The sequence below is a fragment of the Streptomyces sp. NPDC001617 genome (genome assembly GCF_053596855.1).
Genome location: NZ_JBSFHA010000006.1, coordinates 95,955 through 116,411, shown reverse-complemented (window position 1 = coordinate 116,411; position 20,457 = coordinate 95,955). Strand labels below are relative to the sequence as shown.

General features: G+C 71.7%; 22 protein-coding genes and 1 pseudogene. 13 read left to right on the top strand and 10 right to left on the bottom strand.

Going from position 1 to position 20,457, the window contains the following annotated elements; all coding sequences use genetic code 11:
* Nucleotides 1-59 precede the first annotated feature (59 nt).
* Both ACWC09_RS07110 and ACWC09_RS07105 read right to left on the bottom strand, forming a co-directional pair.
* Nucleotides 60-983 (bottom strand): class I SAM-dependent methyltransferase, encoded by a 924-nt coding sequence (locus ACWC09_RS07110; RefSeq protein WP_450849335.1) that lies wholly within the window; start codon nucleotides 981-983, stop codon nucleotides 60-62.
* Between the two features lie 73 nt (nucleotides 984-1,056).
* Nucleotides 1,057-2,130, bottom strand: coding sequence for an acyl-CoA dehydrogenase family protein (locus tag ACWC09_RS07105; RefSeq protein WP_450849333.1), 1,074 nt, complete (start codon nucleotides 2,128-2,130; stop codon nucleotides 1,057-1,059).
* Nucleotides 2,131-2,228: 98 nt separating this feature from the next.
* Between ACWC09_RS07105 and ACWC09_RS07100 the strand changes: the two genes are divergently transcribed.
* The 5 genes and pseudogenes from ACWC09_RS07100 to ACWC09_RS07080 all read left to right on the top strand — a co-directional run bounded on the left by ACWC09_RS07100 (nucleotide 2,229) and on the right by ACWC09_RS07080 (nucleotide 6,451).
* Nucleotides 2,229-2,585, top strand: coding sequence for a YciI family protein (locus tag ACWC09_RS07100; protein WP_450849567.1), 357 nt, complete (start codon nucleotides 2,229-2,231; stop codon nucleotides 2,583-2,585).
* Nucleotides 2,582-3,781, top strand: coding sequence for an RNA polymerase sigma factor (locus ACWC09_RS07095; protein ID WP_450849331.1), 1,200 nt, complete (start codon nucleotides 2,582-2,584; stop codon nucleotides 3,779-3,781). Before ACWC09_RS07100 ends, ACWC09_RS07095 begins: the two co-directional genes overlap by 4 nt.
* Before the next feature lie 119 nt (nucleotides 3,782-3,900).
* Complete coding sequence (locus ACWC09_RS07090) at nucleotides 3,901-5,238, top strand: aldehyde dehydrogenase family protein (RefSeq protein WP_450849565.1); 1,338 nt, start codon at nucleotides 3,901-3,903, stop codon at nucleotides 5,236-5,238.
* Between the two features lie 63 nt (nucleotides 5,239-5,301).
* Nucleotides 5,302-5,508, top strand: a pseudogene (locus ACWC09_RS07085) (chitinase); the annotation flags it as partial.
* A 31-nt stretch (nucleotides 5,509-5,539) separates the two neighbouring features.
* Nucleotides 5,540-6,451: an aldo/keto reductase gene (locus ACWC09_RS07080; RefSeq protein ID WP_450849329.1), complete on the top strand. Its 912-nt coding sequence runs from the start codon at nucleotides 5,540-5,542 to the stop codon at nucleotides 6,449-6,451.
* Nucleotides 6,452-6,482: 31 nt separating this feature from the next.
* On the opposite strand, the gene ACWC09_RS07075 is transcribed toward ACWC09_RS07080, so the two are convergent.
* Nucleotides 6,483-6,941, bottom strand: coding sequence for a pyridoxamine 5'-phosphate oxidase family protein (locus ACWC09_RS07075; protein ID WP_450849327.1), 459 nt, complete (start codon nucleotides 6,939-6,941; stop codon nucleotides 6,483-6,485).
* Nucleotides 6,942-6,969: 28 nt separating this feature from the next.
* Nucleotides 6,970-7,512: a hypothetical protein gene (locus ACWC09_RS07070; protein ID WP_450849326.1), complete on the bottom strand. Its 543-nt coding sequence runs from the start codon at nucleotides 7,510-7,512 to the stop codon at nucleotides 6,970-6,972.
* Nucleotides 7,513-7,607: 95 nt separating this feature from the next.
* Between ACWC09_RS07070 and ACWC09_RS07065 the strand changes: the two genes are divergently transcribed.
* Both ACWC09_RS07065 and ACWC09_RS07060 read left to right on the top strand, forming a co-directional pair.
* A complete protein-coding gene (locus ACWC09_RS07065; protein ID WP_450849324.1) occupies nucleotides 7,608-8,000 on the top strand; it encodes a VOC family protein in 393 nt (130 codons plus the stop codon).
* Nucleotides 8,001-8,043: 43 nt separating this feature from the next.
* Nucleotides 8,044-9,114 (top strand): adenosine deaminase, encoded by a 1,071-nt coding sequence (locus ACWC09_RS07060; RefSeq protein ID WP_450849322.1) that lies wholly within the window; start codon nucleotides 8,044-8,046, stop codon nucleotides 9,112-9,114.
* Here ACWC09_RS07060 and ACWC09_RS07055 read toward each other — a convergent pair.
* On the bottom strand, nucleotides 9,096-9,611 hold the full coding sequence (locus ACWC09_RS07055) for a mycothiol transferase (RefSeq protein WP_450849320.1): 516 nt from the start codon (nucleotides 9,609-9,611) through the stop codon (nucleotides 9,096-9,098). The two genes, ACWC09_RS07060 and ACWC09_RS07055, sit on opposite strands and share 19 nt — an antisense overlap.
* A gap of 17 nt (nucleotides 9,612-9,628) precedes the next feature.
* Nucleotides 9,629-10,522, bottom strand: coding sequence for a LysR family transcriptional regulator (locus ACWC09_RS07050; RefSeq protein WP_450849319.1), 894 nt, complete (start codon nucleotides 10,520-10,522; stop codon nucleotides 9,629-9,631).
* A 125-nt stretch (nucleotides 10,523-10,647) separates the two neighbouring features.
* Between ACWC09_RS07050 and mgrA the strand changes: the two genes are divergently transcribed.
* Nucleotides 10,648-11,643, top strand: a complete 996-nt coding sequence (mgrA, locus tag ACWC09_RS07045) for an L-glyceraldehyde 3-phosphate reductase (RefSeq protein ID WP_450849317.1) — start codon at nucleotides 10,648-10,650, stop codon at nucleotides 11,641-11,643.
* Between the two features lie 217 nt (nucleotides 11,644-11,860).
* Here the strand turns inward: mgrA and ACWC09_RS07040 are convergent, their stop codons facing one another.
* Nucleotides 11,861-12,148 (bottom strand): DUF1905 domain-containing protein, encoded by a 288-nt coding sequence (locus ACWC09_RS07040; protein WP_450849315.1) that lies wholly within the window; start codon nucleotides 12,146-12,148, stop codon nucleotides 11,861-11,863.
* A gap of 77 nt (nucleotides 12,149-12,225) precedes the next feature.
* Nucleotides 12,226-12,609 carry a nuclear transport factor 2 family protein gene (locus ACWC09_RS07035; protein WP_450849313.1) on the bottom strand — a complete coding sequence of 128 codons (384 nt, stop codon included), beginning with the start codon at nucleotides 12,607-12,609 and terminating at the stop codon, nucleotides 12,226-12,228.
* A 322-nt stretch (nucleotides 12,610-12,931) separates the two neighbouring features.
* Between ACWC09_RS07035 and ACWC09_RS07030 the strand changes: the two genes are divergently transcribed.
* The 4 genes from ACWC09_RS07030 to ACWC09_RS07015 all read left to right on the top strand — a co-directional run bounded on the left by ACWC09_RS07030 (nucleotide 12,932) and on the right by ACWC09_RS07015 (nucleotide 17,280).
* Complete coding sequence (locus ACWC09_RS07030) at nucleotides 12,932-13,342, top strand: hypothetical protein (protein ID WP_450849311.1); 411 nt, start codon at nucleotides 12,932-12,934, stop codon at nucleotides 13,340-13,342.
* A 62-nt stretch (nucleotides 13,343-13,404) separates the two neighbouring features.
* Nucleotides 13,405-15,744: an FHA domain-containing protein gene (locus ACWC09_RS07025; protein WP_450849309.1), complete on the top strand. Its 2,340-nt coding sequence runs from the start codon at nucleotides 13,405-13,407 to the stop codon at nucleotides 15,742-15,744.
* Between the two features lie 8 nt (nucleotides 15,745-15,752).
* Nucleotides 15,753-16,298, top strand: coding sequence for a hypothetical protein (locus ACWC09_RS07020; RefSeq protein ID WP_450849307.1), 546 nt, complete (start codon nucleotides 15,753-15,755; stop codon nucleotides 16,296-16,298).
* Complete coding sequence (locus ACWC09_RS07015; RefSeq protein WP_450849305.1) at nucleotides 16,288-17,280, top strand: serine/threonine-protein kinase; 993 nt, start codon at nucleotides 16,288-16,290, stop codon at nucleotides 17,278-17,280. The genes ACWC09_RS07020 and ACWC09_RS07015 overlap by 11 nt, the downstream gene beginning before the upstream one ends.
* Here the strand turns inward: ACWC09_RS07015 and ACWC09_RS07010 are convergent.
* Both ACWC09_RS07010 and ACWC09_RS07005 read right to left on the bottom strand, forming a co-directional pair.
* A complete protein-coding gene (locus tag ACWC09_RS07010) occupies nucleotides 17,255-17,719 on the bottom strand; it encodes a nuclear transport factor 2 family protein (RefSeq protein ID WP_450849303.1) in 465 nt (154 codons plus the stop codon). The genes ACWC09_RS07015 and ACWC09_RS07010 overlap by 26 nt on opposite strands.
* Nucleotides 17,716-18,993 carry a streptophobe family protein gene (locus ACWC09_RS07005; RefSeq protein WP_450849301.1) on the bottom strand — a complete coding sequence of 426 codons (1,278 nt, stop codon included), beginning with the start codon at nucleotides 18,991-18,993 and terminating at the stop codon, nucleotides 17,716-17,718. Before ACWC09_RS07005 ends, ACWC09_RS07010 begins: the two co-directional genes overlap by 4 nt.
* Nucleotides 18,994-19,155: 162 nt before the next feature.
* On the opposite strand from ACWC09_RS07005, the gene ACWC09_RS07000 reads away from it, so the two are divergent.
* Nucleotides 19,156-20,361 (top strand): DUF6777 domain-containing protein, encoded by a 1,206-nt coding sequence (locus ACWC09_RS07000; RefSeq protein ID WP_450849299.1) that lies wholly within the window; start codon nucleotides 19,156-19,158, stop codon nucleotides 20,359-20,361.
* The last annotated feature ends 96 nt before the right edge of the window (nucleotides 20,362-20,457 follow it).

Below are 20,457 nucleotides of genomic sequence, written 5' to 3'. Positions count from 1 at the left end.
CGTCGTGGCTGGTCGCGCAGTTCCCCGCGCCCCTAAGGGAGTTGCTCAACTGCCGGCTTTCAAGAACGGTTTGTGCGGGCTCGGCGGACCGCCCTCGTGACGATCGGGGGCAGGAGGTCCACGCCGATGCGGCGGGCTCGGGAGCGGGGGCGTCGGGGCCTGGGTGTCGGAGTGGGGGCCGGCGCCGGTGCTGAAGGCGCTTGGGGCTTCGGCTCCTCGTAGTGGCGGGAACGGGGGAAAGGCGGGGCCTGCATGCCCTTGTGGGCTCGGGCGCGGATCAGACGGTGGCCCGCTGCCTCCTGGACACTCAGGCCCACGTCCGTGCGGGCCCTGAGCATCTCCAGCAGCTCCTCCTGGACCGTCTCCGGGTCGCTCCAGGTGCCGTAGAGCTTCTGGGTGGTGAGGCAGATCGGGCGCAGGCCGCGGTTGAGGACGGCCTCCCAGGTGGCGACCGAGACGCCCGGGGTGTGCTCGGAGCGGAAGTCGTCGAGGACGACGATGCCGTCGGGGACGAGGAGGTCGCGGGCCGCGCCTATGTCGTCGCGGACGTGCTCGTACAGGTGCGAGGCGTCGATATGGACGAAGCGGCAGCTGCCCGAGGCCACCTCCTGTGGGATCACGGAGGTGGGGGCCTCCAGGACCCGGGGCAGGGCGTCGTGGAAGGAGAGGTAGTTGCGCTCGAAGGCCTGCCGGGTGAGGGAGGAGTACGACTTCGCGGTCTCGGCCCGGTTGGCCCCGTCCGGAGCCTCACCGCCGAAGAGGTCGCAGACCGTGAACTCCTCGCCGTCCTGCCGGTGCCGACCCAGCAGGATCGCGCTCTTGCCCATGTACGCGCCGAGTTCCAGCAGGTCGCCCTTGAAGCCGCTGGTCTCCTGCCGGTCGAGGAGCCAGGTGAACAGGACCTGGTCCAGCGGCGGGAACCAGCCGGGGACGTCCTTCAGCTCGCCGGGAAGTTTGTTGTCGGTTGCCTGTGCGGTCGCCATGAGGCGATTCTGCTCACTGGGAGCGGGCGAAACTGACCCCTGATTGAACGTCCGATGAACAGCCGGGCGAGCCTCAGATCTCCGCGAGTGCGTCGAGGTGGGCCCGGCGCACCTCGGTCGTCTGGCCCTGCACGAGCAGGAACATGCCCTCGCGGGCGAGGCGTTGGGCCGCGTTGCCGAGATCCATGGCCCGGCCGCCGTGGGCCACGACGGCCGCCGTCGTCGCCGCGCGCATCAGGTCGAAGGCGTGGGTCTTGAGCGCCAGCCGCTCCTCGATCCGCTCGTGCGGTACGGGGTGGTCGGAGAGGGCGTACACCTGGCGCCGTACGTCGTCGGTCCGGTCGCGCAGCGCCCGGGCCGTCCCCGGCTCGCCGGCCTCTTCCAGCAGCCGCAGGGCCGCGTACGCCACCCCGAAGACGGCGGGGGAGGCGTTGGTGTTGCGGGGCCGGTCGACCAGGGCGAACTCCTCCTGCGGGGTGCGCAGGACCACCGACTCGTCGGGCAGCCGCAGGCCGTCCAGGTCCAGGGACACCGTCCGGGACGCGGTCAGGGCCGCCAGCCGCATCGGCGGCGACGGGCGCAGGCCCGGCTGCTCCCGGGCCTCGGTGAACGCGAACACCACCTCGTCGGCGTCGGTGACTCCGGCCAGCAGCATCACGTCGTTGAGGCCCCAGCCCGTGTACCAGGGCACCGTGCCGTCGAAGCGCCAGCCGTTCCGCTCGGCCGTCGCCCGCACCGGCACCCGTGGGAAGGCGCGGACGTGCGCGAACGCGATGCCGGCCAGCAGCTCGCCGGTCGCCAGCGGTCGCAGCAGCCGCTCCCGCACCGGCAGGTCGGTCTTGGCCAGCATGCGCACCGGTGTGTGGTGCTGGGTCTGCACGAACCAGGTCGAGCAGCAGGCCCCGGCCAGGATCTCCATGATCTCCCGTGCCGCCGCGTCGGGGGCGCCGGCACCGCCGTACTCCTGGGGCGCGCTCACTCCGAGCAGCCCGGACCGCTTGATCGCCTCGATATGGCTCGCAGGCACGCCCTCCTGGTCGACCCGCGCCGCGCACGGTACGAGGAGGCCGTCGGCGAGGGAGTGGGCGGTGGCGACGAGCGGGTGCGGTGCGGATGACCCGGCGGTCTCGGCGGTCTCGGTGGTCATGGAGATGATTCTCCCGATCCGTTCGTGCGCGGTGTCGATCGAGGGGTGTGCCGTTCGTGTAGGAGGTGAGAGAACGAGACGACGCCAAGGAGGACGTCATGCAGTACTACCTGCTCAGCGTGATCACCCCGACCGACGGAACACCACCCGGACCCGAGGCCATGGGGGAGATCGTCCGCAACCTCGACACCTTCCACGCCGAGCTGCGCGAGGCCGGCGCCTGGGTCTTCGCCGGCGGCCTGCACGGCCCGGAGACGGCCACCGTGCTGCGGCCGAAGGGCGGGGACGTGCTGATCACGGACGGGCCATACGCCGAGGGCAAGGAGTTCCTGGGCGGGATCTGTCTGATCAAGGCCCCCGACCTGGACGCGGCCCTGGAGTGGGGCAGGAAGGCCACTCGGGCCACCACCCTCCCCATCGAGGTGCGGCCGTTCATGCACCAGGCCGAGGAGTGACACCGCGGCCCGTCGACGTCGAGGCCGTCTTCCGCGCGGAGTACGGCCGCGCCGTCGCCGTCCTCGTCCGCTTCCTCGGCGACATCGACCTCGCCGAGGAAGCGGTCCAGGACGCCTTCGCCACGGCCGTCCAGCGCTGGCCGGACACCGGCGTGCCGCCCAGCCCGGCCGGCTGGATCATCACCACGGCACGCAACCGGGCCGTCGACCGGCTGCGCCGGGAGGCGAAGCGGGACGCACGACACGCCGAGGCCGCCCTGCTGCACACTCCCGACGCACCGGCCGAGGAGGGCCCCGTGCGCGACGACCGGCTCCGCCTGATCTTCACCTGCTGCCACCCCGCGCTCGCCCCCCAGTCCCAGGTCGCCCTGACCCTGCGGTTGCTCGGCGGGCTCACCACGCCGCAGATCGCCCGCGCCTTCCTCGTCCCCGAGCCGACGATGGCCCAACGCCTCGTCCGCGCCAAGGCCAAGATCCGCGACGCCCGGATCCCGTACCGCGTGCCTCGCGACGCCGACCTCCCGGACCGGCTGGGGGGCGTCCTCGCCGTCGTCTACCTGATCTTCAACGAGGGCTACGGCGGCACACCCGAGCTGTGCGCCGAAGCCCTGCGCCTCGGCCGCCTCCTCACGGAGCTGATGCCGGACGAGCCCGAGGCCACCGGCCTGCTCGCGCTGATGCTGCTCGTCGACTCACGCCAGGACGCCCGTCTGGACGAGCAGGGCGACCTGGTGCCGCTCCCCGAGCAGGACCGCGACCGCTGGGACCGCGAGCTGATCGCCGAGGGACAGTCGCTCGTACGGCGGTGCCTGCGCCGGAACCAACCGGGGCCGTACCAGATCCAGGCCGCCATCCAGGCCGTGCACAGCGACGCGCCGAGCGCGGACGCCACCGACTGGGGGCAGATCCGGCAGCTGTACGACCAGCTCATGGCCCTCGCCCCGAGCCCGGTCGTGGCCCTGAACCGGGCGGTCGCCGTGGCCGAGACCGAGGGACCGGCATCCGCCCTCGACCTCGTCGACGCCCTGGAGCTGGACGACTACCACGTCTTCCACGCGGTCCGCGCCGACCTGTTGCGCCGTCTCGGCCGCAACACGGAGGCGGTACGGGCGTACGAGGCGGCCATCGCCCACACGGAGAGCCCGGCCGAGCGGGCCTATCTGGAGCGCCGTCTCCGGGAACTCGTGCGCAGGTGACGGACCTGTAGCGGAAAGTAGGTGCCAAGGCGCCGGAATTTATTTTGGTGTATGAAAGGTTGGCATATACACCTGACAGTCGAGACCGCATCCGCGAGCCCGCAGGGCCCGCACCGCACCTGCAGCGAGGCACCGTGAACCAGCCCACCCCCGAGCAGCCCGCCGACGTCGTCGCCCGGCTGCGCGCCACCTTCCGCACCGGCCGCACCAAGCCGGTCGAGTGGCGCACCGCCCAGCTGCGCCGACTGCGCGAGATGCTCACCGAGAACGGCACCGAGCTGGCCGCCGCTCTCCACGCCGACCTCGGCAAGAGCGCCACCGAGGCCCACCGCGTCGAGATCGACTTCACGATCCGCGAGATAGACCACACCCTCGACCACCTCGCCGACTGGCTGCGCCCCGAGCCCGCCCCGGTCCCGGCCCATCTCGGCGCCGACGCGAGCGCCTGGACGCAGTACGACCCGCTCGGCGTCGTCCTCGTCATCGCCCCCTGGAACTACCCCGCCCAACTCCTGCTCGCCCCGCTGGTCGGCGCGCTCGCCGCGGGCAACGCGGTGGTCGTCAAGCCCAGCGAGCTGGCCCCGGCCACCTCCGCCGCGCTGGCCCGGCTGCTGCCCGCTCACCTCGACACCGACGCGGTCGCCGTCGTCGAGGGCGGCATCCCGGAGACCACGGCGCTGCTCGCCGAGCGCTTCGACCACATCTTCTACACCGGCAACGGCACCGTCGGCCGCATCGTCATGCGCGCCGCCGCCGAGCACCTCACCCCGGTCACCCTCGAACTCGGCGGCAAGTCCCCGGCGTTCGTGGACCGCGACACCGACCTCGCCGTCGTCGCCGACCGACTGGCCCGCGGCAAGTTCCTCAACGCCGGGCAGACCTGCGTCGCACCCGACTACGTCCTGACCGACCCGGAGACGGCCGCCGCCCTGGAGCCCCTGTTCGTGCGCGCCGTCGAGGCCCTGTACGGCGCCGATCCGTCGGCCTCCGGCGAGTACGGCCGGATCGTCAACGAGCGCCACTTCGACCGGCTCTCGGGGTTGCTCGACTCGGGGCGCGCGGTCGTCGGCGGTGACCGCGACCGTGCGACGAAGTACATCGCGCCGACCGTCCTGGCCGACGTCGACCCCAAGTCGCCCGTCATGCAGGAGGAGATCTTCGGCCCGATCCTGCCCCTCGTCACCGTGCCCGGCCTGGACGAGGCGATCGACTTCATCAACGACCGCGACAAGCCCCTCGCGCTGTACGTCTTCTCCGAGTCCGAGGAGACGCGCGGTCGCATCGCCGCCGAGACCTCCTCCGGCGGCCTCGGCCACGGGCTGCCGCTCGCCCATCTCACCGTCTCCGACCTGCCGTTCGGCGGCGTGGGGGAGAGCGGCATGGGCAGCTACCACGGCCGCTACTCGATCGAGACGTTCAGCCACCGCAAGGCGATCCTGGAGAAGCCGCTCAGCTGACGTCGCGGAGGGGGCTGCGGCGACGTAGCAGACGCGAAGGGCCCGGCCGGGTATGCGGCCGGGTACTGGAACACCCGGACCGGTCCCGGCACCATGACCCCACACAACGCCATGGTCAACAGCGCCGGCTTCGGCCAGACCATCCGCAGCATCAACGGCTCGCTGGAGTGCGACGGCAAGAACCCGGCGCAGGTGCAGAGCCGGGTGGACGCCTACCAGCGGTTCACCCGGATACTCGGTGTGGGGGCGGGCGCCAACCTCTCCTGCTGACCGGCCCCGTCAGGTGTGCGAGACTCCGCCGATGGCCTCTGAAACGATCGCCGCGGACGCCGCGGGCACCTGGAAACTCGGCGACCTGTCCGTCAACCGCATCGGCTTCGGCGCGATGCGGCTGACGGGCAGCGCCGCCTTCCACCACGGCACGCCGAGCGAACGCGACCGGTCGATCGCCGTGCTGCGCAAGGCGGTTGAGCTCGGCGTCAACCACATCGACACCGCCGCCTTCTACTTCTCCTCCCTGCGCTCCGCCAACGAGCTCATCAACAGCGCGCTGGCGCCGTACACGGACGACCTGGTCATCGCCGCGAAGGTGGGTCCGCTGCGCGACTACTCGGGGGAGTGGGCCACCTGGGCCCGCCCGGACCAACTGCGCGGCCACGTCGAGGAGAACCTGCGCCAGCTCGGCCGCGACCACCTCGACCTGGTCTACCTGCGCAGGTCGGAGCAGCGCTGGGACTCGATCGCGGAGCACTTCGGCGCTCTCGCCGAGCTGCGGGAGGCGGGTCTGGTCCGCCACCTCGGCATCTCCGGCGTCGAACCCCGGCACCTCGCCGAGGCGCAGGCCATCGCGCCCGTGGTGTGCGTACAGAACCGGTACGCGCTCGACCGCCCCGATCCCGCCGCCGACGAACTCCTGCGCGTCTGCGGCGAACAGGGCATCGCCTTCGTGCCCTTCTACGCCGTCGCGGGCAGCGCCGGAGAGCGCGGCGCGACCTCGGCCCACGACGAGGAGGTGCTCGCCACCGCGCGAGCGCATGGCGCGAGCCCCGCCCAGGTGCGCATCGCCTGGACCCTGCACCAAGGTCCGCACGTCCTCGCCATCCCCGGCACCGGTAACCGCGACCACCTCGCCGAGAACGTGGCGGCGGGCGCCCTCCGCCTGAGCGAGGAGGAGCTGGCCCGCCTCGACGCCCTTCACCGGCAGGCCGGTTGAGAGGGCCGCCGGGTGGTCCTTCGCCGGGCGCTCAGCGCATCCACACTCCCTCCCTCATCAGATGCCGTCCGGGCAGCTCGTGTTCGCCTCGCCACGCCTGTACGGCCCGCGGGCGCACCCGGAAGAACGCGTACGAGGCGCTGTCCCGGCGGGGATCCCAGCCGGTCTTCGCCACGAACGCGTCCGCCGCCGCGGCGGGCACGTCCTCGCGGACGAACGTCTCCACCTCGCCGTCGACCAGTACGACGTCCCGCGTGTCCGCGAAGGCGAGCCGGGTGCGACCGCCGTCGCGCAGATTGCGGCCCGTGGGATTGGTGAGCCGGGTGCAGACCCAGAAGGCCGCACCGTCCCAGACGAACCACAGCGCGACCAGACACGGCAGCCCGTCGGCGTCCGCGGTGGCCACCCAGATGTCCAACTCCCGCTCGAACCGGGCCAGTACGTCGCCTCGGCGCTGCTCGGGACCGCGCGGCGGTTCGGTGATCTTCATGGCGGGGACGCTACCGGCTCGTGCGGCATCACACCTCGGGCCGGAGGTCTCGGGCGGGAGGCTTAGGGTCTGTCGGCGAACCCCCGCACCACCCGCTCCCGCCGCCGCGTTCTGCGGCAACCCGTACGAGGGCACCGGCAGCAGGCCCTGCGGCCGGTCGGGCTGCGGCGTCGTGAGTGGGCGCCGCACTGCCGCTGCTGTTGTTCATCCCGAAGGCCGGCGTGACGGACGCACCGGCCCGCGCGTCCAGCCGCAGGACGCGGGTGGAGAGGCGGCCCAGGGTGAACGAGAGCCCGCACACGGTCGCCGCGACGGCGAGCGCGGCGACCAGCAGCACGGGGCGAGGGTGGCCCAGGAACGGGCCGAGGACGCCGCCGGCGAGGACGTACGTCAGCAGGAGCGAGGCCGGGAGCGGCACGGCGACGGCGGCCTCGGCGAGCCCGCCCGACAGGCGGTGCGGCAACAGCAGGCGGTACAGCAGGCCCGCGGCACAGGGCAGCACGACCGAGGTGGGGGCGAAGGCGTGCCTGGCCGTCCGGCCCGCGTAGTCGCCGCGCAGCAGACGGTCCACTGCGCTCTGGACAACGGCACCGACAGTGCGGACTGGCGTGCGTGGAGTTTTACGTATAACCTCACCCGTCAATCGCCCGCTCCGAAAGGCCCACGATGAGACGCGTCGCCCTGGTCACCCTCGTCGTCGACGACTATGACGAGGCGATCCGCTTCTACACCGGGGCCCTCGGATTCCGCCTCGTCGAGGACGCCCCGCGCCCGGACGGCTCCCGCTGGGTCGTCGTCGAACCGGGCGCGGAGGGGCAGGGCACCGGCCTGCTGCTCGCCCGGGCCAAGGGTGAGGTCCAGCGCGGCCGGATCGGGGACCAGGCCGGCGGACGCGTCGGCTTCTTCCTGCACACCGACGACTTCGCCCGCGATCACGCCCACATGCTCGCCGCCGGCGTGACCTTCCTGGAGGAACCCCGCCACGAGTCCTACGGCTCGGTCGCCGTCTTCCAGGACCTCTACGGCAACCGCTGGGACCTGCTCCAGCCCGCCGACTGACGACCACACCAGCTCTTCACCGCCCGCCAAGGAAAGAACCACCGTGACTGCTACGCGCGTAGACGCCGACGCCCTCCGCCGCCTGCCCAAGGCTGTCCTGCACGATCACCTCGACGGCGGCCTGCGCCCCGCCACCGTGGTGGAGCTCGCGGCCGAGGTCGGCCACACCCTGCCCACCACCGACCCCGACGAGCTGGCCGCCTGGTACTACGAAGCCGCGAACTCGGGCGACCTGGTGCGCTACATAGCCACCTTCGAGCACACCCTCGCCGTGATGCAGACCCGCGAGGGCCTGCTGCGCACCGCCGAGGAGTACGTCCTCGACCTCGCCGCCGACGGTGTCGTCTACGCCGAGGTGCGCTACGCCCCCGAGCTGAACACCAACGGTGGTCTGGCGCTGAGCGAGGTCGTGGAGACCGTCCAGGAGGGCCTCGCCGCCGGTATGGCCAAGGCGGCCGCGGCCGGCACCCCGGTCCGGGTCGGCACCCTGCTGTGCGGGATGCGGATGTTCGACCGCGTCCGCGAGGCCGCCGACCTGGCCGTCGCCTTCCGGGACGCCGGCGTCGTCGGCTTCGACATCGCCGGCGCCGAGGACGGCTTCCCGCCCGCCGACCACCTCGACGCGTTCGAGCACCTGCGCCGCGAGAGCGTGCCGTTCACCATCCACGCCGGTGAGGCCCACGGTCTGCCCAGCATCCACCAGGCTCTCCAGGTGTGCGGCGCCCAGCGCATCGGCCACGGCGTGCGCATCACGGACGACATCGTCGACGGCAAGCTGGGCCGGCTCGCCGGCTGGGTCCGCGACCGCCGTGTCGCGCTGGAGATGTGTCCGACCTCCAACCTCCAGACGGGCGCGGCGACTTCGATCGCCGAGCACCCCATCACCGCCCTGAAGGACCTCGGCTTCCGGGTCACCCTCAACACCGACAACCGTCTGGTGTCGGGCACGACGATGACCCGCGAGATGTCCCTGCTGGTGCAGGAGGCGGGCTGGACGGTCGAGGACCTGCGCACCGTCACGGTGAACGCCCTCAAGAGCGCGTTCATCCCCTTCGACGAGCGCAGGGCCCTCATCGAGGACGTCGTCGTGCCGGGCTACGAAGCGGCGCTCTGAACCAGCCCCCGCAGATAGGCGGCCTGGCCGACGTGTTCGAGATCGTCGGCCAGGACGCTGACCAGGCGTACGCCCAGGCTGACCGGCGGGTCCCAGCGATCGTCGACGATGCGCTCCAGGTCCTTGGCGGCCAACTCGCGCAGCACCCCCAGGCTCTGCTCGTGGACGGCGTCGTAATAGCCGGTCAGCAGCTCGGGGGAGCCGACCCGCACCCTGGCGACCTTCGCGGGGCTGTGGCCGTATCCGGTGTCGCGGCGGGGCAGGTCGAGCCCGAACCGCTTCTCCCAGTCCTGGGTGAGCCACACCTGGTCGAGCTCGAAGGCGTCGGCGACATGGTCGTCCTGGACGCGGGTGAGATGCCAGACCAGCCAGGCGATGGAGTTCGCGTCGGGGGAGGGGCGGTGGTTGAGGGCGTCGGGGCCGAGACCCTCGACGGTGGCGTGGACTTCTTCCTGGATGCGGTTGTACCCGTCGATGAGGATGTCCTTGGCATGCATCCCTCCACCATCGCGCATCAGGGCTCGTCGTGCGTCCCCTGCTCCAGAAGTGTCATCAGCGCGCGGGCAGCCGGACTGGTCGCGCGGTGCGGCGGCAGCAGGGCCACCGTCTCGTAGACCGTCTCGTCGGTGCCCTTCACGGGCAGGGCGGCGAGTGACTCCCGCTTGTGCCGGAAGTGGCGCGGTACGACGGCCACGCCGAGGCTCTCGTCCACCAGGTCCAGGAGGCTGTGCACGTCGTTGACCTCCAGGGCGACGGTCCGCCGGACGCCCGCGGCGGCGAAGGCGGCGTCCGTGGTGCGGCGCGGGCCCCAGTCCGGGTGGAAGTCGACGAACACCTCGCCCCCGAGGTCGTCCGGAGTGACCGCCACATCGCCGGTGGCCAGCCGGTGGCTGGGGTGGCACAGCACCGTCATCGGCTCGGCGGCCAGCGACACCGAGCGCAGCTGGTCGCTGTCCTCCTGGGTCCGGTAGGCGAACGCCAGGTCGAGACGCCCCGCCGCGACCTCCTCGGCGAGCTCGACCGAACCCGCCTGCCGCAGCCGGATCTCCACGTCCGGATGCCGGTGCCGGAACACGGCGAGCAACCGTGCCACATGCACCCCCGCGATGCACTGCTCGGTCCCCAGCGAGAGCGTGCCCCGCAGCACCCCCTGCACGGCCGCGACCGCCTCATGGGCCGACCGCACCTGCGCCAGGATCCGCTCCGCCTCGCCCAGCAGCGCGCGCCCCGCCTCGGTCAGGGTCACCCGGCGGGTCGTCCGCACGAACAGCGGTGTCTGCAGTTCCCGCTCCAGCGCCCGGATCGAGGCCGACAGGCCCGACTGGGACACCATCAGCCGTTCGGCGGCCCGGGTGAAATGCTGGTCCTCGGCGACCGCGACGAAGTGCTGGAGATGGCGCAGTTCCATGATTGAGAAGCCTATCCGCTGAGTTTCATCGCATTCTCCTGTTGGACCACTGCCCGCAGGTCACGAAAGAGTGGGTACCGGTTCTCCGGAACCGGAAACCGTGTGCCAACCCCTCTGGAGTCGCGTTGTACACCGCACACCCCGACCGCTACGCGGATCTGCCCTACCGGCGCACCGGACGCAGCGGACTGAAGCTCCCCGCGATCTCGCTCGGCCTGTGGCACAACTTCGGCCCGGCGGACCGGACCGTCGAGACCCAGCGGGCCATCCTGCGCCGCGCCTTCGACCTCGGCGTCACCCACTTCGACCTGGCCAACAACTACGGCCCGCCGCCCGGCGCCGCCGAGCTGGCCTTCGGCGAGGCACTCAAGGACGACTTCGCGCGCTACCGCGACGAGCTGGTGATCTCCACCAAGGCCGGCTACCTCATGTGGCCCGGCCCGTACGGCGAGTGGGGCTCCCGCAAGTACCTGCTGTCCTCGCTGGACCAGAGCCTTACGCGGATGGGCCTGGACTACGTGGACATCTTCTACTCGCACCGCCCCGACCCGGAGACTCCCCTGGAGGAGACGATGGGCGCCCTGCACTCGGCCGTGCAGCAGGGCAAGGCGCTCTACGTGGGCATCTCCAACTACTCGGCGGAGCAGACCCGCGAGGCCGCCCGCATCCTGGGCGAGCTGGGGACCCCGCTCCTCATCCACCAGCCGCGCTACTCGATGCTCGACCGCCGCCCCGAGGACGAGGGCCTGCTGGACGCGCTCGACGAGCTCCAGGTCGGCTCCATCGTCTTCTCCCCACTGGAGCAGGGCCTGCTCACCTCCCGCTACCTCGACGGCATCCCCGAGGACTCCCGGGCGGCGAGCGACAGCCCCTTCCTGAACTCGGACGCGGTCACCGAGGATCTGGTGGGCCGACTGCGCGCCCTCGACGAGATCGCCAAGGGCCGTGGCCAGACCCTCGCCCAGCTGGCCCTCGCCTGGGTGCTGCGCGGCGGCCGGGTGACCTCCGCGCTGGTCGGCGCGAGCAGCCCGCAGCAGATCGAGGACAGCGTCGCCACCACCCGCAACCTGGACTTCGACGCCGAGGAACTGGCCCGCATCGACGCGATCGTCAGGCCGTAAGCCGCTCGCCGACCTCTCGGAGGCGGACCGCCGCCTCTGAGAGGTCGGCGCCCAGCAGTACGCCGTCTCGTGCCGGGCGGCCCCGGTCTCGGGCGACACCAGCGGGCTGCGTCGCAGGTCTCGCAGTTCTCGCGGTAGACCAGGCGCCGGGGCCGGACAGCTGCGGGCCGGTCGCCCACCACACGCCGGTGGCCGCGTTCGTGGGCCCGGTGCTCGGCTAGGAGCCGAGCCGCTCCTCCAGGTGCACGGTCACCGTGTCGCCCTCGCCCTTCCCGATGGCCTTGCGGATGTCGGCCTTCACGGGGAGCTTGTGGGTGCCGTCGCCCAGGGCCATGAAGGAGCTGCGGAAGGGGTGTCCGTCGATGGTGCCGCGGACCTTGACGAGGCCGCGGGTGCCGAAGAACTCGACGCTCTTCGGCCAGACGAGATAGGTCCAGCCGCCAACGCTCGGACTCTTGCGCAGTACGGCGGTGAACTCCTCGTGGAGCTGTCCGGTCGTGGCCATGATGTGTCCTCCGCTCACGGTGGTCGTCCTACTCAAGAGACCACCGCGAGCGGAGAAACTCATCGTGGAGGCGGCGTTCAGGCCCCGGCCGGCACCCGGTCCAGAAAGCCGAGCACGGTGCGGATACGGCCGTCCGCGTCCAGTGTGATCACATCGAAGCCGGCCACCGGAGCCGAGCCGTCCGCCTCGCTGACCAGTTCCCATGCGAAGCGGGCGGTGTCGTGGTGCCCGTCCACGGCACCGGTCGGCCGGAAGGAGAATCCCGGGAACTGCTCGTGGGCCGCCGCGATCACCGCGACGATGCCCTCGTGGCCGCTGACGTCGGTCAGCGGGTCGGTGTAGGAGCCGTCCGGGGTCCAGGCGGCGGCGACCGCCTTTGCCAGCTCCTCGGGCTCGGCCGCGTTCCAGGCCTCGAAGTAACGGGCGACGGCGGTCTCGTGACGATCGGTGTTCGCGGACATGGGAAATCAGCCTCCATCGAGGTGTCATTGCTGGTCAGGGCCCGGATTCGCGTCTCGGCGACCCGGTACGACCACCATGCCCGCCCCACGCCGGACCGTCGATTACCCCTCGGGTAATGACGACGCCCGCCACTTTTCGGCCAACAGCCCCTGTGAATATGCCAGGAGACTGGCCGGAAAGTCGTGGTGACAGTGTTTCAGTAGTGAACATACTCAACAGTCAAGGGACTTCACGGCGAGCGAGAGTGCCGTCACGTACCGCGATGAGCCGCATGGAAAGCGAGGAAGGCCGACAGGCGAGCGAGCAGCGGGGGAGCGAAACGTGCACGACGAGTTCTTATGTCATGTCACCGCGTACGGCGTCTGTGCCGGACAGCGTATCGGTGTACCCCTGGGGACCTATCGGGCCCCCACCCTGGCCTTGGCGCTGTGGTGGCTGCGCGAGCGCGCCAACTGGATCGCCGACCGGCTCGATCCGCAGCCCGAGGCCGAGTACTTCCCCCCGAGCTCGCTCGTCCCGGTCGCCCATACCGTCCCCGACGTGCCCGCGATCCTGCGCTCCTGGTGTGCCGATGTCACTCAACAGGACCTGGTGGCCGATGAGTTGGCGGCCGGGCGGCTGGTGCGGATCGCCACCGGTGACGAGACCACCGAGTACGAGCTGCTGGCCGAGTCCGTCGATGCCCTGCGTATGCAGCGGATCACCCCGGCGCTCGTGATGCCGGTCGGCTGAGGCTCGTCCGCCGGGTTTGCCATGTCGGGCGCACATATGGACGAATCGGTAGAATCTGTCGCATGGCGGAGCGGTCGTTCATGCCGACGGCACCCGAGCTCGTCCTGGAGACCGACTCGGGCTCCACGGTGATGAGCCCGGGCCACGACTACCACGTCGGACGCGACCCGCTCAGCGACATCGTCATCGACGACGCCCGGGTCTCCTGGCACCACGCGGTGCTGCGGCCCCATGCCGACCACTGGACCCTCGAGGACGAGAACAGCACCAACGGCACCTTCGCCGACGGCCGCCGCGTGCACGAGTGGGGCGTGGGGCCGGGGAGCGTGATCCGGTTCGGCAGTCCGTCCGACGGACCGCGCGCCGTACTGCTGGAGTGCCCGCCGCCGGTCACGGAGCGCCCCTCGGCGGTCTCCATGCCGGGGCTGACCGGCACCTTCCGGCAGCCCACCACCGTCCGCCCGCTGCCGACACGCACCGTCCGCATCGGCCGCGCCCCCGACAACGACCTGGTCATCGACGACCTCGTCGTCTCCCGCCACCACGCCGAACTGCGCGCGCTGCCCGACGGCACGTACGAGATCGCCGACCTCGGCAGCCACAACGGCACGTTTCTCGACGGCGCCCCCGTCACCGTCGCCCCCCTCGGCCCCGGCGACATCGTCGGCATCGGGCACTCGGCGTTCTGCCTGGTCGGTGACGAGTTGCAGGAGTACGTCGACAGCGGCGAGGTCTCCCTGGACGTGCAGGACCTCGCGGTCGCCGTCGACCACGGCCGCAAGACGCTGCTCGACCACGTGTCCTTCCCGGTGGGGGAGAAGTGCCTGCTCGCGGTCGTCGGCCCGAGCGGCGCCGGCAAGTCGACCCTCCTGAACGCCCTGACGGGACAGCGCCCCGCCGACCACGGCACGGTCCTCTACGACGGCCGTGACCTCTACCGCGACTACGCCGAGCTGCGCCAGCGCATCGGCCTCGTCCCGCAGGACGACATCCTGCACGCCCAGCTCACCGTCCGCAGCGCCCTGTCCTACGCCGCCGAACTGCGGTTCCCCGAGGACACCGTGAAGGCCGAGCGCCGGGCCCGGGTCGACGAGGTCATCCGTGAACTGGGCCTGGAGCAGCGGGCCGAGCAGCCCGTGCACAGCCTCTCGGGCGGCCAGCGCAAGCGGGTCAGCGTCGCCCTGGAGCTGCTGACCAAGCCGTCCCTGCTCTTCCTGGACGAGCCGACCTCCGGCCTCGACCCCGGCATGGACCGCTCGGTGATGCACATGCTGCGCGGCCTCGCCGACGACGGCCGTACCGTCATCGTCGTCACCCACAGCGTCCTGAGCCTCGACGTGTGCGACCGTCTCCTCGTCCTCGCGCCCGGCGGCAAGGTCGCCTACTACGGGCCGCCCGACGACGCCCTCGCCTTCTTCGGTTTCGAGCAGTGGCCGGAGGCCTTCGAGGCCTTCGAACACGACCGGGACCGCGACTGGGCCGGCGACTTCGACCTCTCGCCGTTCCACCGGCACTACGTCACCGAGGCCACCGCACAGCCCCGTGTGCCTCGCTCCGGGCCGGTGGTCATCACTCCGCCCGCCCGCCCGCGCAGCCGGGGCGCCCAGCTCGGCACCCTGGTTCGCCGCTACACCGCCGCCCTCGGAGCGGACCGCACCTTCCTCGCCATCATGATCGCCCTGCCGTTCGTGATGGGCGCCATGGCCCGCGCACTGGCCGGCAGCAAGCTCACCCAGGAGACCGCGATGAACGCGCTGCTGATCCTGTGCGTCGGCGGCGTTCTGACCGGGGCGGCCAACGCCGTGCGCGAGCTGGTCAAGGAACGCAGCATCTACCAGCGGGAGCGCGCGGTGGGTCTGTCCAGATCGGCGTATCTGTTGTCGAAGGTCGTCGTGCTGGGCACGGTCACCGTGCTGCAGGCCGTGGTGCTGACCCTGGTGGGACTGGCCGGCGTCGATCTCAACGCACCCGGCGGCGAAGGTGTGTTGATGCCGCCCCTTGTCGAGATCACCGTCGCCGTCGCCCTGTTGGCGTTCACCGCGATGATGCTCGGTCTGCTGGTCTCCGCGACGGTGCGCAAGGAGGAGGTGACGATGCCGCTGCTGGTGCTGCTCGCCATCGTCCAAGTGGTCTTCTGCGGCGCCCTGTTGAAGCTCCACGGCGTGCCCGGCCTCGAACAGCTCTCCTGGCTGGTGCCCTCCCGGTGGGCGCTCGGCGCGATGGCCGGCACCGTCGGACTGGCCCGGATCGTGCCGGGCGACCTGACCGGCGACCCGCTGTTCAAGCACTCGGCCGGGGTGTGGCTGTTCAACATCGCCATGCTGATCGTGCTGTCGGCGTTCTTCGGGTACGTCGTCTCCCGGCTGCTGCGCCGGCACGAACCCGCCGTGATGCGGAAATAGGAGCCGCGATGACGAGCCCCGGTTTCCGGCCCACCCATGTCGTCCCCCAGCACGGCATGCCCGCCTGGGAGGCCCCCGACCCGGCCCGGCCCACCATCCCCCTCGACGCCCTCCTGCCCGTCCAGCTGATCGAGCGGCGCGGCGACTGGGCACACGTCCTGTGCGCCAACGGCTGGTCCGCCTGGGTCGACGGCCGCTTCCTGGTCGCCGTACCCCAGGACCCGCCCGCCGCCGGCGGCCCCCAGGCCCGCACCGCCGACCCACGCCCCCTGCTCACCCGCGCCGAGCAGGCGCTGGCCCGCTACCGGTCGGCCGTCGAGGACCTCGCCGGCGGCGGTCTGGACGGGGAGTCCTTCCGCGGCCGTACGCAGGGACTGCGTATCGGGATCGTCGTCGACGGGGAATCCGTCTGGCTCTACGACACCGAGCAGGGCCGCTGGGTCTACGGCGACGGAACACACCTGAGCACCTACGCGACGGACGATGGACCGCGCGCCGCCGCGGCCGACGCCGGTCATGCGCCCACCCAGGTCGTGACGCCCGATGGCCCGTGAGTCGAGCCTCTTCTCGGGCCCTCCCTCCGAGCTGATCGGCAGGCAGGTCGCCGGGTACCGCATCGAGCGGGAGATCGGCCGAGGCGGCATGGCCGTCGTCTATCGCGCCCGCGATCTGCGCCTGGAACGCACCGTCGCGGTCAAGCTGCTCGCTCCGGAACTCGCCCGCAACGACACCTTCCGCCTCCGCTTCACGCACGAGTCCAGGGCGGCCGCGGCGATCGACCACCCGCACATCGTGCCGATCTACGAGGCGGGCGAGACGGACGGCGTCCTCTACATCGCCATGCGGTACGTCGAGGGCAGCGATCTGCGCCATGTCCTGGACCGCCGGGGCCCGCTCGCGCCCTCGACGGCCCTGCGCATCGCCGCGCAGGTCGGCTCCGCGCTGGACGCGGCCCATGAACACGGGCTGGTCCACCGGGACGTGAAGCCCGGCAACATCCTGGTCGCCCGCGGCACCGACAGCGACCACCCCGAGCACGCGTACCTGACCGACTTCGGCCTGACGAAGAAGTCGCTGTCCCTGACCGGCTTCACGACCGTCGGCCAGTTCGTCGGCACGCTCGACTACGTGGCCCCCGAGCAGATCTCCGGCCGGCCCGTCGACGGACGCTGCGATGTCTACGGCTTCGCCTGTGTCGTCTACGAGTCCCTGGCCGGTCGCCCGCCCTTCCGCCGCGACGACGACATGGCCCTGCTCTGGGCCCACCAGTACGACCAGCCGCCCGCGCTGACCGAGTCCCGCCCCGAGCTCCCCCGGCCCGTCGACGCGGTGTTCTCGAAGGCCCTGGCCAAGTCCCCGGAGGATCGCCACGACTCCTGCCTCGCGTTCGTGGCAGCCCTGCGCGCCGCCGTCACGGGCGACGAGACACCGGGCCATCCACCGACCGAGGTGGCGGGCAGAGCCGCGGGGGAGCGGCCGAAATCCCCTCCCCGCTGGGCCGAACCGGTCTTCAGGACCCCTGGCCCAGCCCGCTGAGCGGCACCCGTCGCGCCACCACCCGGCGCCGGCAGATGCGCCAGCCGGCGTCCACACGCACCACGACGTCCTCGTACGTCACCGACCCGCACGAGCCGTCCGCCTTGATGCCCAGCCCCTTGGAGCGGACCCGGACCCGGTCCCCGGCCACCTCCTCGACCACCACGTTGGTCACGTGGTGCGCCACGGGATTCGCCGCGCCCGGCGCCGGCGCCGCCTCCCGCCAGGCCGCGAGACCGACGATCTCGCCCTGCCCGAAGTCGGACAGGTCGTAGACGACGTCCGAGGTGAACACCTCGTGCGTCCGGTCCAGCTCCCCGTCGTCGACCAGGTGACCGTGCAGCGCGATCAACTCCACGATGGCCAGGCGGTCTTCGAGTGCCAATGTCATGTCGTGCCCCTCCCTCGACTCGGCGCACACTCCCACGGAGGACGTCATCTCTCCCACTCCTTTTCCGCCGGCCCCCGTCGCCGCACGGGCCTCGCCAGCAGCGCGCCGAGGAAGCCGGTCACCAGCCCCCATAGCAGGGCCAGGCCGAGTGCGGACCAGACCTTGGGTTCGAGGGAAAGGTCTCCGTTGAGGTTTCCGCCCAGGTCGCCGATGCCCAGGACCGAGAGGCCGTAGTGGGCGGAGATCCGGCCCACCAGGCAGATCATGAGGACGGTCAGGGCCAGGGCCACCGCCATGTGCACGGCGTGCTGCCAGACGCGTACACGGGACGGGGAGCGGGCCGCCATCAGGAAGGCCGCGGCCAGCAGCAGGACCGCGTCGAGGGCCATCAGCCACCAGACCCGGGAGTCGTAGTCGGAGAGGGTACTGAGGTTGAGCGTGGAGACGTCCTTGGTGCGCAGAACCTCGTCGAGGACATGCGGCATGGGCAGACCGAACGGGCCCTGGACCCGGCCCGTCCAGGTGGCGCCGAGACCGAGCGTCAGGGCGAGCCAGACCAGGTTCGGCATCCCGAGGAGGATCACGGCCAGGGTCTCGGCGCGGTGGCCGCGGGTGACCGTCACGACCAGGGCGATGAGGATGCCCAGAGCGACATGGGCGAGGAGCAGGACGACCATGGCGTACGCGGCCGGGCGCACCGACTCCTGGAAGCGGAGGAGCCGGCCCGGCAGGGGTGCCCCGCGCGAGACCAGCAGAGCCAGCACCAGCACACCCGCCAGCCACAGCAGACCGAAGAACACGGTCAGCGGCACGTCCGTCTTGAAGCCGACCTTCGGGGAGACGCCGAACAGGTCGCCGATGTCGCTGATCGTGCCCTTGCCGAGCGAGATCGTGAAGGTCTGGCGGGCGCCGAAGGCCATGCCGAGGAGGGCGAGGAGCCAGAGCACGGCGATCCGGGCGGCCCATCCGGCCAGTTCCGGTGCGCCGGCGACCGCACGGTGCCGCAGCGGACGCAGGAAACCGGCGGCGAGGACCAGCGCGCCGACCAGCGTGACGGACAGGGGGATCACGGTCAGCCCGGCGTTGGTGTCGGCCAGCCCGCCGGCGTCGCCGGACAACGTGATCGTGCCGCCCACGGCCGTGACCACCGTCGCCGTGACGACCCGGGCGAACGCGCCGTCCGGCAGATCTGTCGCCCCGGCCGCCCACAGCCCCAGCGCGGCGTCCACCCCCATGGCGATCAGCGCCGCCAGCACCGCGGCGAGGGCCTGCACCCAGCCATGACGGGAGACGGCCAGGTCGGAGGGGGTTCGCGGACTCACTCTTGCCACGCTAAGCAGCGCCCGCACACCTCGCCCGCCGGGAGGGCCGTCCGCGTCGGCTTGCGAGCGGTATGGGAGCGTGGCACACAATGGGGAGATCAGCTCTCAATACGCAATAACCCGGGCAAATCGCAGGAAAAGACCCTTCGGGAAGAAGAGCTCGTGAGCGTCGAACCGCCGTCCTCCGGCCGCCCCACAGGACCCCCCTCAGGCCCCCTGTCGGGTCCCTCCCAGCCACCCTCCGGCCCGCCCTCGCAGCCACCGGGTGGCAGCGGCGGCGGCCCGCCCGCGCCGGAACCCCACCGCCCGTGGTGGAAGTCCGCGCCCCGTGTCGCCGTACTCACCACCGCGGTGGTCGCCGCCGTGGTCCTCGCCGTCGTGTTCACCCACTCGAACGGCGGCGGCTCCGCCAAGAGCGGCGAGGTCTTCCTGCAGGCCGCGGGCAAGACCGGCCCCGACCCGTTCACCCCGTCGACGGCCACGGACAGCTCCGCCGCCCCCGTCTCACCCTCGCCGGCCACCGAGTCCGCGCAGGCCAACGCCGTGCGCGGCGTCGACGGCGGGGCGGCCGGACTGTACGGCGGCACCCGCAACGTCTCCGCCTGCGACGTGGAGAAGCAGATCAGGTACCTGCAGGCGGACCCGGCCAAGAACAGGGCCTTCGCCTCGGTCGAGGGTATCGGCCCCGCCCAGGTCCCCGCCTATCTGCGCTCGCTCACGCCCGTGCAGCTGCGCATGGACACCCGCGTCACCAACCACGGCTACCGCGACGGCGCCCCCACCGGCTACCAGGCCGTCCTCCAGGCCGGTACCGCCGTCCTCGTCGACGGCCACGGCGTGCCCCGGGCGCGCTGCGCCTGCGGCAACCCGCTGACCCCGCCCGTCGCTGTGCAGACCACCCCGAGGCCGACCGGCGACTCATGGTCGTCGTACCGCTCCTCGAACGTCGTCGTGGTCACGCCCGCCCCACAGATCGTCAACATCTTCGTGATCTACGACCCCGACAGCGGCCAGTGGATCTCCCGGCACCGCGGCGACACCGGCCACCACGACAAGCCGGTCCAGCCGCCCGCGCAGCCCTCGCCGGCGGTCAGCGTGACGACGCCCACGGCACCCTCGTCCTCATCGTCCACCTCGCCGTCCCCGTGCGCCTCGTCACCGAGCGCGAGCACCGGGACGCCGACGCCCTCCCTGTCGCCGCCTGCGTCTCCCGCGACGACGTCGTGCCCGCCGACCTCGACGGCCCCCTCCTCGTCGACGCCCAGCTCGGTGACCCCGTCCTCCGAGTCGCCCAGCACCGAGCCGCAGACCTCGCCCCAATCCTCGGCCTCGGAATCGCCGCCCGCGTCCGGCACAACCACCCCATAAAGTGCTCCGATGTCGTCCGCCACATCACCGTCACTCTGAGTCGAAGCAGACACATCGGGGCGCAACGGGACTGGGGTGCGCGGCTCGGGGTATCAG